This window comes from Streptomyces sp. HSW2009, assembly GCF_040240285.1.
GTDB lineage: Bacteria > Actinomycetota > Actinomycetes > Streptomycetales > Streptomycetaceae > Streptomyces.
In genome coordinates, this window is the sequence record NZ_JBEHZD010000266.1 from 1 (window position 1) to 10475 (window position 10475).

At 70.2% G+C, this 10475-nt stretch carries 9 protein-coding genes and 1 pseudogene; 5 read left to right on the top strand and 5 right to left on the bottom strand.

The annotated features are described in order from the left end of the window. Nucleotides 1-173: 173 nt before the first annotated feature. Both AAHZ94_RS19725 and AAHZ94_RS19730 read right to left on the bottom strand, forming a co-directional pair. Nucleotides 174-1247 carry an efflux RND transporter periplasmic adaptor subunit gene (locus tag AAHZ94_RS19725; protein ID WP_349994295.1) on the bottom strand — a complete coding sequence of 358 codons (1074 nt, stop codon included), beginning with the start codon at nt 1245-1247 and terminating at the stop codon, nt 174-176. Further along, complete coding sequence (locus AAHZ94_RS19730) at nt 1248-2048, bottom strand: hypothetical protein (RefSeq protein WP_349994296.1); 801 nt, start codon at nt 2046-2048, stop codon at nt 1248-1250. Between the two features lie 134 nt (nt 2049-2182). Here AAHZ94_RS19730 and AAHZ94_RS19735 point away from each other — a divergent pair, with 134 nt between their 5' ends. Genes AAHZ94_RS19735 through AAHZ94_RS19745 form a run of 3 tightly spaced genes read left to right on the top strand, consistent with a single transcriptional unit; the run spans nt 2183 to nt 5399 of the window. Next, nucleotides 2183-2872 (top strand): response regulator transcription factor, encoded by a 690-nt coding sequence (locus AAHZ94_RS19735; protein ID WP_349994297.1) that lies wholly within the window; start codon nt 2183-2185, stop codon nt 2870-2872. Continuing rightward, nucleotides 2869-4875 carry an ATP-binding protein gene (locus AAHZ94_RS19740; protein ID WP_349994298.1) on the top strand — a complete coding sequence of 669 codons (2007 nt, stop codon included), beginning with the start codon at nt 2869-2871 and terminating at the stop codon, nt 4873-4875. Before AAHZ94_RS19735 ends, AAHZ94_RS19740 begins: the two co-directional genes overlap by 4 nt. Continuing rightward, nucleotides 4872-5399, top strand: a complete 528-nt coding sequence (locus tag AAHZ94_RS19745; RefSeq protein WP_349994299.1) for a hypothetical protein — start codon at nt 4872-4874, stop codon at nt 5397-5399. Before AAHZ94_RS19740 ends, AAHZ94_RS19745 begins: the two co-directional genes overlap by 4 nt. Before the next feature lie 113 nt (nt 5400-5512). Here the strand turns inward: AAHZ94_RS19745 and AAHZ94_RS19750 are convergent, their stop codons facing one another. Continuing rightward, entirely contained in the window at nt 5513-6484 is a 972-nt protein-coding gene (locus tag AAHZ94_RS19750) for a PASTA domain-containing protein (RefSeq protein ID WP_349994300.1), read from the bottom strand. A 433-nt stretch (nt 6485-6917) separates the two neighbouring features. Here AAHZ94_RS19750 and AAHZ94_RS19755 point away from each other — a divergent pair, with 433 nt between their 5' ends. After that, nucleotides 6918-8117, top strand: coding sequence for a Shedu anti-phage system protein SduA domain-containing protein (locus AAHZ94_RS19755; protein ID WP_349994301.1), 1200 nt, complete (start codon nt 6918-6920; stop codon nt 8115-8117). Between the two features lie 12 nt (nt 8118-8129). Next, entirely contained in the window at nt 8130-8453 is a 324-nt protein-coding gene (locus tag AAHZ94_RS19760; RefSeq protein ID WP_349994302.1) for a hypothetical protein, read from the top strand. Between the two features lie 74 nt (nt 8454-8527). Here AAHZ94_RS19760 and AAHZ94_RS19765 read toward each other — a convergent pair. Both AAHZ94_RS19765 and AAHZ94_RS19770 read right to left on the bottom strand, forming a co-directional pair. Further along, nucleotides 8528-9700 (bottom strand): annotated as a pseudogene (locus AAHZ94_RS19765) (serine hydrolase domain-containing protein). 61 nt (nt 9701-9761) lie between these two features. Further along, nucleotides 9762-10475, bottom strand: a 714-nt coding sequence (locus AAHZ94_RS19770) for an NsdA family TPR-like regulatory protein (RefSeq protein ID WP_502964718.1), incomplete at its 5' end; no start/stop codon positions are given.

Sequence of the window (10475 nt, forward strand, 5' to 3'; positions counted from 1 at the left end):
GGGGACCCCCCCAAACCCCCCGCGGGGACGGGGGCCCGCGGCCCCCCGGGGCGCGGGGGCGCGCGCGGGCCCGCGACCGGGGGCGGCGCCGCCCCGCCGACCCGGGCCCGCCGCCTCCGCCCGGCCCCCTGTACCAGGCGGAGGAGTCATAGCGCCGGCTCCCGCTCCGTACGTCATTCCGTCGCCACCCCGACCTTGAGCCCCGCCCTGAGCTGGGGCCCCGACACCTCGATGCGGCCGTCGGCCGTCATCCCGGTCTCCACCCGCACCATGCGCGAGCCGGTGCCATCGACGACCTGGAGCCCGTAGCCGCCGTCCGTGCCGCGCAGCGCGACGACCGCCTCCACCGGAACGATGAGCACGCCCCTGCGGCTCTCGCTGACGAACTTCACGCTCGCCGTGGCCTTCGCGTCCTCACCGGCGACCGCCGCCGCGCCGCCGTCCAGAGTGATCTCGACCGTGATGGTGTCCTGCGCCGCCGGCTGCCCGTCGGCCGGTTCCGCGGACGGCGCCGTGCCCGCGATCTTGCCGCTCTTGGTCGCCCCGCTGGGCAGCGTCACCTCGACCTTCGTGCCGCGCGCGGTCAGCGACGCCTCGTTCTGGGCGAGGTCGGCGCGGACCACCGGCCGGGTGGCGGCCACGGTGAGTACGGGCGTGTCGGGGGCGACCTGGTCGGCGAGGGCCGCATCCGCACGGACCACGGTCACCTCCTCCGGCTGGAAGACGACGTCGCCCTGACCCACCCGGCCGGTCGGCGTGCGGTTCAGCGACTTCTGCCACTGCTTGACCGCCGCCTCGGTGTCCCGGTCGTACCGCGGATCGACGTACAGCCGCTGCCCGTAGCCGAGCGCGACGAGATTGCGTTCCAGTTGCAGGACGTCGCTGCCGCGCGCCCCGACCTTCATCTCCCGAAAGGCGGGCACCGGCCCGTACAGCAAGGTCACCGGCTTGTCGTCGCGCTCGTAGAGCGCCTGGCCGCGGGTGACGGTGGTGCCCTCCTTGGCCGCGACGGTCACGGTGCCGGCCACCGCCGCCTTCACGGCCCGGCGCTGCGCGAAGTCGATCTTCCCGTCCACCGTCGTCGACTTCACCAGGTCGCCCCGCGTGACCTCGACGGTCTCCGGCGTCCGCGCCCCGTCGCCGTCCTGCGCGTCGGCCCCGCCCCCGCCGTAGACCAGGGCGCCCGCCCCGACCGCGGCGGCGACCAGCACGGCGCCCCCGACGACGATTCCCGTACGACGTCCCATCTACTGCATCCCGTCCAGGCCCTCAAGCAGCTTGCCCTTGCACGCCTGCCGGGCCTGCTTGTACGCGGGCGACAGGGGGTCGACCTCCGGGTTCGCCGGGTTGGGGTCGCCGCCGGGGATGACGTTGCCGCCGGACATGGTGGGGTTGGTGAACTTGGGGACGCCGTTCTCGCGCATGCACTTGGCGTGCGCGAGCATCGACTCGTAGTCCTGCTGCGGGTTGCGCTTGGGCGCCAACTCGTCAGCCTTGGCCATTTCGGGGAAGCAGATGGCGTTCCGGCCGCCCTTGTACCCCTCGCCGTTGCCCTTCCCCGCGACGACCTCGTCGATCTTCTCCCAGTCCAGGTGGCCGCTGAGCCGTGGATCGGGGAAGTCGGGGAACTCGCCCTTGGTCCGCATGCACCGGACGTACTTCATCTGCGCGTCGTAGAACGCGCCGCGGCCCTCGCCCGCACTCGACTTGCCCGCGTCCTTGCCGGGCCCGGCCGAGCCGTCCTTGCCCGCCGAGCCGTCCTTGCCGGTGGCGCCGTCCTTGCCCGCGGTGGGTTCGTCGGTGACGGTCGCGATCCCGTCGCTGGTACGGGCTCCGCCGTCACCGCCGCCGCAGGCCACGCACAGGGCGAGCAGCGGCGTGGCGACGACGGCGGCGATGCGGTGCCGGCCGACGCCGCGCAGCACGTCCCGGTGCGGTGGGAGCGGGGCCCTGCGGGGGGCCTCGTACGGGGTGCTGCGACGGAACTCGCCCGGGGCGCCGCGGGAGCCGCTTCGGAAGGCGCTGCGGAAGACGGAGTGGAAGCTCATGGGCCTCACCGTCCGCCCGGCACATGGTGGCCGGTCCATCGGCACATGATGAGCACGTAACAATGCGCGGGGCGCCCGCCCGAACCGTGATCGGCGGGTCTGAACAGGGCAAACCCTCCCGCATAATCGGCGCCATGGCCCACGTACTGCTGATCGAGGACGACGTGTCCGTGCGCGACGGCATGGAACTCGTGCTGCGCCGGCACGGCTACGAGGTCGCCACGGCCGCCACCGGCGAGGCCGCCCTCGCCCTGCTGGCCGGCCCGGAGGGCATCGGCGTCGAACTCGCCGTACTCGACCTGATGCTGCCCGGCATGGCCGGCTTCGAGGTCTGCCGCCGGCTGCGGGCCACCGGCGCGACCCTGCCGGTGATCATGCTGACCGCGCGCGGCGACGACGGCGACATCGTGCAGGGCCTGGAGGCCGGCGCCGACGACTACGTCGTCAAACCGGTGACAGCACCGGTACTCGAAGCGCGCATACGGGCCGCGCTGCGGCGCGCCGAGCCGACCGCGGCGGCCCGCGGCGAACACCACGCCGACCTGGTCATCGACCGCGCCGGCCTCACCGTCAGCAAGCGCGGCACGCCGATCGCCCTGCCCCCCACCGAACTGCGCCTGCTGCTCGAACTCTCCGCCGCCCCGGCCCGCGTCTTCAGCCGCGAACAACTGCTGCAATCCGTCTGGGAACACGGCTTCCTCGGCGACTCGCGCCTGGTCGACGCGGCGGTCGGCCGGCTCCGCGCCAAGATCGAGGACGTGGCCGCCCGCCCCCGCTACATCCAGACGGTCCGCGGCTTCGGCTACCGCTTCGGCCCGATATGACCGAGCACCCGGAGCACCCGAAGACCGCGGAGACCTCGGAGACCTCGGAGCACCAGCCCCCGGCCACCGGCCCGCGCGCCGGCGCCCGGCGGATACCCAGGCGCGTACGGAAGCCGCGCCCGCCCCACGAGGTCGGCGAGCCCAGCCCGCCGCAACGGATGAGCGAAGCCGGCCCGCCCCCAGCAGTGAGCGAACCTGGCCCGCCCCACCAGGTGGACGAAGCCAACCCGCCGCACCGAGTGGGCGAACCCCACCCACCCCACCGTGCACGCGAGCCTCGCCCACCCCGGCGCGCCCGCCGCGTCCGACGCGCCCTGCGCCGGCTCGGCGGCCTGCGCGCCCGCCTGGTCGTCGCGTTCGTCCTGATCGCCCTGGTCAGCGCGGTCACCGCCACGGCACTCGCGTACCGCGAATCCCGTACGGCCGTACTGGAACGCAAGCAGGACGCGGTGCGCACCGACGTCCGCAACCGCGTCGGGCAGGCCGCGGCCGACTTCGACCTGCCCGCCGACGAGGTCGCCCTGACTCGCTTCGCCACCACCATCGCCGACGGACTCGGCGGCGACGCCGTCGTGGTGGCCCACTACCGCTCCCTGACCGTCGCGTCCGACGCGTCGGCGGACCGCAGCCGGATCACCCCTGAGCTGCGCAGGGCGGTGCGCGAACAGAACCGGATGAGCTTCCAGCGGGTCGAGTGGCAGGGCACTCCGTACCTGGTCATCGGTGCCCCCGTCACCTTCGATTCGTTCGCCCCGTCCGGTCTCGACGTCTTCGCCATCACCTCGCTGCGGGCCGAACGCGAGGCCACGGCCGGCGTGCTCGACGCGGTGCGCGACGGCATCGTGCCGGTCGTCCTGCTCGCCGCACTCCTCGCGCTGCTCGCCGCCGGCACCGTACTGCGCCCCGTACGCGAACTCGGCCGGGCCACCCGCCGGCACGCGGCCGGCGACCTCACCTCCCGGGTCCGGGTCCGCGGACGGGACGAACTCGCCGATCTGGCAAGGGACTTCAACGAGACGGCCCGCGCGCTTGAGGCGTCCGTGGCCGAACTGCGCGAACAGGACGCCCGGGCGAAACGCTTCGTCGCCGACGTCTCGCACGAACTGCGCACCCCGCTCGCCGCGATGACGATGGTCGCGACCGTGCTGGACGAGGACGCGGCCTCCCTCCCGCCGGACGCGGCCCACGCCGCCCGCACGGTCAGCGCGGAGACCGGCCGGCTCACCCGGCTGGTGGACGACCTGATGGAAATGTCCCGCTTCGACTCGGGCGCGGCCCGGCTCAACCCCTCCGAAACCGATCTGGCCGAGGCCGTACGCAGTACGTTGTCGCTGCGCGGCTGGACGGATCGGGTACGGCTCGAACTGGCCGCGGACCTCCTCGCGGTGGTCGACCGGAGACGGCTCGACGTGATCGTCGCCAACCTCGTCGGCAATGCGCTACGGCACGGCGCCGACCCCATCACCCTCACGCTCACCACGGACCCGACCGGCGACTGGTTCACCATCGCGGTGGCCGACCGCGGCCCCGGCCTGCCGCCCGAAACCCTCGCCCACGTCTTCGACCGCTTCTACAAGGCCGACACCGCCCGCACCCGCTCCGAGGGCAGCGGCCTCGGCACCGCGATAGCCCTGGAGAACGCCCGCCTCCACGGCGGCACCATCGAAGCGGCCAACCACCCGGACGGCGGCGCCCTGTTCACGCTCCGCATGCCGTGGCGACGCCCGGATCGCGAGGTGGGTGGGGTCGGGGGTACGGGTGGGGTCGAGGGTATGGGTGGGGTCGAGGGTACGGGTGGGTTCGAGGGTACGGGTGGGGTCGGGGATACGGGTGGGGTCGGGGGTACGGGTGGGGATGCGCGTGAGGATGGGGGCGGGGCCCATGGCCAGGGTCGGGCACTCGGCCACGACCGGGGCCGGCTTCACGACGTTGGCCCGCACCCCGACGCCGATCGGGAACGGTCCCGCCCCCAGGGCCGAAAGCAGGAGGACGAAACGCGATGAGACCCACCAGGCGAGCGGTCGCCGCCACCCTGTTGCCCCTGGCCACGGCGCTGTTGGCCGGCTGCGGCATCCGCCCGACCGGCGTCCTGGACGGCGGCGACGCACCGAGCGGCCTGACCAAGGGAATGCGCCTGTACTTCGTCTCCCAAACCGGCCGTCTGGAAGCGGTATCCCGCCCCGACATGCCCGCCTACACGGTCACCGAACCGGCCAGTATCATCAAACTCCTCGGCGCCGGCCCGAACGAATCCGAACGCGCCTCAGGGCTCGCCACCCTGCTCTACGGCGGCAATTACGAAGCCACGGTGAAGGGAAAGTCCGTCACCGTCCGCGCCACCGACGAGTACCTGGACGCCACCGACGTCGGCGACCGCAACCTCGCAGGTCAACTCGTATGCAGCATCGCCCGAGCGCAAGCCGTCGGCGACACCACGGGCACCACCCGTACCGATGACATCCGCGTCACGGTGAGCTCGTTGAACGGGCGGATGGGCAGCTTCGTCTGCTCGGACTTTTTGAAGTGAGTCACTTCTCGAAGTGGGTTGCTTTTTGGAGTGGGCGAGCGTTGCAAGTTACGCGGTGGAGCCAAAGTAGTCATTAATGGCGGCTGGGGCGGGCGTCCTCAAGGCCGAAGTTACTACCACCAGCCGCCGTGTGATCCGCCCCAGGACGAACTCCCCAGGGAAGACCCGCCCGAGGATGAGCCCCCGGAGCTGGAACCACCGGAGGAACCACCGTACGACGAGCCTCCCGAACCCGAAGTCAGGTCATCACCGGGCTCATCCGTTCCCTGATCCGTTCCCGGATCCATCTCCCGATCATCGTGCCGATCCCGGTAATCCGGCGTCCCGTCATCGTCCTCGTCGGGCAACTCCGTGGACCCGCCGCCGGGGCAGGGCTGTCCGGGGTCGGTCAGCCGCAAGGTCACCGCGGGCGTACGCGTGGTCTGGATGTCGTCCCCCGCGTCCGGCTCACTCGCGCACACCTCCCAGTCGTCGTACGAACCCTCCGCGGGCAACGGATCGTTCGTGTACGCGGCCTCCGCCTCGATACGGTCCTCCGCGACGCCGAGCCCGGTGAGGGTCGTGCTGGCCGCCTTCCAGGTCTTGCCCGTCAACTCCGGCATCGTCGGCCAGGGCAACGGCTCGCCCTCCCGCTTCGGACAGGGCTCCCCGTCCTTCACCGCACCGAAGTCGACGGCCCCGCGCCCGTCGTCCACCCGCGCATGCTGGAAGCACACCAGCCACCCGGACCGCAGCACGATGCTCCGCCGCTGCTCGGACGCGTCGTGGGCCCCCACGGAGAACCCGGCGGCACGCGCCGACTTCTCCGCCTGGTCCAACGGCTTCCCCACGTAGTCCGGCACCGCGGGCCGGGACGCCTCGGCCTTGACCGGCGCCCGCGTACCGGACGGACTCGCACTCGGCTCCCCCGCCGGCGCACCGGACTTGGAGGCGACGGGCTTGGCCTCGTCCTTCTTCTCCTCATCGAGCTGCCCACTCACCCCACCGGCAATGACCAGCAGGACGAACGTCCCCACCGTGGCCCCGAGCTTCGCCCCCCACTTCCACGGCGGCAACACCCACAGCAGGACAAACGCAACGATCATGACCAGAAAGCCGGCCAAGAAGTTGACCGCAGCGAGCACACCCACGACCACGATCAGCCCCGAGGCAGCCGCCGTGCTCTTCCACCACGGCCGCGCCGGCGCGGGCACCGGCTGAGGAGAGTTGTACGGATTCACCGGTAGTTCGTCACCCTTCCGACACGAAAAACCAAAGCGTCAGCGAGTGTCCTCCGAGCAACGATCTGCCCGGACCTGATTCCTTTTACGTAGGCCATGTTGTGACCTTTTGGGAGGTGGGGTGGCCGGGGGCCGGTCGCCGCTGCTGGTGGGGGCGGCACCCTACGGCTTCACCACCAGGCGAGGGCGTCGCGGACGTGCATCACGAGGTGTGCCCCGGTGTGCCCCTCACCAGCCGCCCTTCATACGCACCCGGTTCCTCGGAGGCGTTGTCAGTGGCAAGTCGTAGAGTCCTGGCATGACGGCATTCCGGTCCAGTAGCTCGCTCAGACACATGGTCGAAGAGGCACGAAATATCACTGAACACGCTGGCGTGCATAAACAGATCGACGTGGTACTGCGCATCATGAGCAGCCATGTTGGCGGGAAACATGGAAAGGGCAAGCCACTGGTGGACGCGCTGGAAAACGTGGCCCAACAGTGCATACTCCATGGGGATTTCGAGCTAGCCCAGCGCTTCCAGAGGTTCGCCGAATATGCGGGCGGCAAGCTCTTCCTTGAGATCGTTGAGAATTACTATGACGCGAAAGCCCGACAGCGAAGCGAAGAGTTCATGCGTCGCCTTGCTGCCATGGGCACTGAACGAGCCGTATCCATCTTGGAGGAACTGCGCGCCGAGGATCCAGACGCGAATATCACCGACGTGCTGGCCCTCTTCCGAGGTATCGCCAAGTCCATCGACCACATCGGCATTGGAGTTGGCGAGGGCGGAATCCAACTCCCCGCCAAGCATCTCAAGTACCTTCAGCAGTACGGGCACATGGAGCTGGTCCTGCGGGATCTTCCCCGATCGGCCCCCGCCGAGACCGCTCGCATGGTGAGCGATTTCATCGAAGACGCCGACGCTGGGATGCTGGCTCAGTTGCTGGAACTGCGAGCCAGACGCGCCGCCCTCGCATCACTGCGCGAGTTGGTGAACGACCCCAAGAGCTCCGAGGGCGCGCTACACGACTGCCTCAAGAACCAGGAGTGGGTCTTCGGCGGTGCCTACGTCGCCGAGTTGGCCCGCCGCCAATACGCCCCCGACACCATTCTTGACATTCCGCTACTGCGAGGCGACGGTTCCTTGCACGTGGTCGAACTCAAGCGTGCCAACATCGAAAGTCTAGTCATCCGGCCGAGCGGCCAGCTCATGCTTGGAGCCCCGGTCCACCGCGCGGTCTCGCAGACGCAGAACTACTTGAGGGTATTGGACGAGGGCCGAGAGCCCATCCTCAAGCAGCATGGGATTGACGTGCGCAGGGCCTCAGCTACGGTCGTGATCGGACATCCGCAGTACGTAAGCGACAGGGTCACACCCCAACAGGTGGCAGACACTTTGCGGACCTACAACACACATATGGCACGCATTGAAGTGATCACCTACGAAACCTTGTTGAGTTCTGCGGAGAGGATGCTGACGTTGACGTCCTCCGAGCAGAAGTCCGCGACATTCTGAAGGGCATACGGCATGAACGACGAATCTCCCTCGCTCAACCAGCTCCTGGCGAGGCTCTGTGGCGGCGTCATCGATGACAAGGAATACGTCGGCTACTTCATGAACGATCACGGTGAGGAACTCGTCTTCGCCCAGCGGCGGGGCGAGAAGACTGCCCGATTCTGGCACAGTGACATGGACTGGAAGCTGCTCCAGGTCGACGACCACTCCATTCGAGTAGGCGGAGTGGTGGAAGGGGTCACCACCGTGGGCGACATGATCATCGACCGCGCCGAGGCTACGTGGTTGTCCTCTTGCCTGGCCGTCTCCCGCCATCTGCGCTCTGGGCGCGCCTGAGGCGCGGCTCTCCGGGACCCAGTCCTACTCGGTTGAGTTGGCGTGGGCTCCTCGGAACGCGCTCCGTCAGGAGGTCAGGTCAGCGACCTTCTTACTGCCTTGGCCAACGTGGTCGCTCGTGCGTCGTCGGGCCCACCGATGATGTGGTTCATGACGTAGCCGAAGGCGATGCCTTGTTCCGGGTCGGCGAAGCCGAGTGAGCCGCCTCGGCCTGTGTGACCGAAGGCGGCCGGTCCGGTCCATGGGAACGACGTCGGTGGGCAGCATGTATCCGGTGCTAAACCGGCTTGGCACCACCATGACCTCGTCCCGTCCGCTGGCCTGTTCGTCGGTCGCCGAGGACAGCGCCTCGGTGGTGAGCAGGCGTACTCCGTCCACCTCGCCGATCAGCGCGGCGTACATGGGCGCCAACCCGTGCGCGGTGCCGATGCCGTTCGACGAGGGGAGTTCCGCGGCCTGGACCTCGGGAGAGTCGAAGTCGATGTTCGCCGGGTCGGTGACCGCGAACGCCCTGTTGCTGAGCGAGTTCGGGTCGCGCCAGGCGGCGACGAGGTCGCGGAGGTCTTCGGGGACCGAGTCCTCGGGCACGGTGGTGAGGTCGACGTCCGGCTTCCGGTACACCATGCGGCTGACCCGGTCGCGTTCACCGGGCGGCAGTCCGATGAAGAAGTCCAGCCCCAGTGGCCCGGCGATCTCCTCGGCGAAGAAGCGGCCCGGCGTGCGGCCGGACACCCGGCGGATCACCTCGCCGACCAGCCAGCCCCAGGTCCGGCCGTGGTACCCGTGCGCAGTGCCTGGTGTCCACTGTGGGTGCTGAGCGGCCAGGGCCGCCGTCATGGGGTGCCAGGCCAGGGCTTCCGCCATCGGTACCGGCTGGTCTAGGGCGACCAAGCCGGCCTGGTGGGACAGCAGCCAGCGCACCGGGATCTCCGCCTTGCCGTTCGCGGCGAACTCCGGCCAGTACTCGGCCACCGGGGCGTCGAGGTCCAGCGCGCCGCGCTGGACCAGCAGATGCACCGCCGTGGCGGTCGCGCCCTTGGTCACCGAGTAGACGAGTTGAAGGGTGTCCCGTTCCCACGGGCGGCCGGTGTCCGGATCGGCGACCCCGGCCCACAGGTCCACCACGGGCGGCCGTTCTGGTAGACGCAGACCGCCGCGCCGATGTCCTCGCGCCGGGCGAAGTTCGCCGCGAACGCCGCTCGTACCGGTTCGAACCCTGCCGCGACCTCACCGTTGATCACCGTCATGCCGCCCATCCTGGCACCCACGGACGCCCGCTCTGAGGGGTAAGTCTCTGAGCAGCGACGATCAGGCTGCCACGGGCACGGCCTGGAGGCGCTCGCGGAATTCCCGTACGGACGGGACGGCCCGATGGGGTTCGAGCTGGGAGGAGAACTCCTTCAAGCAGTCCAGTGCCCGTACGGAGCTGACCTTGTCCTCCAGGAGCGCGGCGCCGTAGTTCGCGGCGTCCAGTGCCCCGTCCAAGTCGCCACCGGCCAGCCGGGCCTCTGCCAGTCGGCTGGAACGGACGGCCTTGTCCCGGGGGGCCGCCCGTTCGACGGAGGTCTCCAGGGATCGCGTCGCTCGCTCCACCTGCCCCGCGCGGAGCAGCACCTTGCCCTCTGTCGACTTCACCTGTGCCTCGCTGAACCAGTCGAGCCAGTCGGGGGCGTCGCCCGCCGTCTGGCGCTCCCAGAGGGTAGCGGCGCGGTTGAGGGCTGTGCCGGCCCTCTGGTGATCACCGTCGCGTGACAGTGCCTCGGCCTTGTGTAGGTAGAGGAAGCACTGAGCGGAGGGAGACAGCGTGCGGGGAGCGTTGTCGATGCCGGTCGAAATCAGGTCGACCCGCTCGGCCGTGCGGCTGGCTTCGGAGACATGGACGCCCATCTCCGCCAGGATGAAGGCACCGAAGGCGTCGTCACCGCCGGTACGGGGGGGGGGGCGCGCCCCCCCCCCCGCCCGCGCCCCCCCGCCCCCCCGCCCCCCCCCCCGCGCCCCCCCCCCCCCGCGGGGGGGGGTGCG

Bases quoted from the DNA above. Each gene is read 5' to 3' on its own strand.
- AAHZ94_RS19760 (WP_349994302.1), top strand. From the start codon at position 8,130: ATGAACGACGAATCTCCCTCGCTCAACCAGCTCCTGGCGAGGCTCTGT.
- AAHZ94_RS19755 (WP_349994301.1), top strand. From the start codon at position 6,918: ATGACGGCATTCCGGTCCAGTAGCTCGCTCAGACACATGGTCGAAGAG.
- AAHZ94_RS19750 (WP_349994300.1), bottom strand. From the start codon at position 6,484: ATGATCGTTGCGTTTGTCCTGCTGTGGGTGTTGCCGCCGTGGAAGTGG.
- AAHZ94_RS19730 (WP_349994296.1), bottom strand. From the start codon at position 2,048: ATGAGCTTCCACTCCGTCTTCCGCAGCGCCTTCCGAAGCGGCTCCCGC.
- AAHZ94_RS19735 (WP_349994297.1), top strand. From the start codon at position 2,183: ATGGCCCACGTACTGCTGATCGAGGACGACGTGTCCGTGCGCGACGGC.
- AAHZ94_RS19745 (WP_349994299.1), top strand. From the start codon at position 4,872: ATGAGACCCACCAGGCGAGCGGTCGCCGCCACCCTGTTGCCCCTGGCC.
- AAHZ94_RS19725 (WP_349994295.1), bottom strand. From the start codon at position 1,247: ATGGGACGTCGTACGGGAATCGTCGTCGGGGGCGCCGTGCTGGTCGCC.
- AAHZ94_RS19740 (WP_349994298.1), top strand. From the start codon at position 2,869: ATGACCGAGCACCCGGAGCACCCGAAGACCGCGGAGACCTCGGAGACC.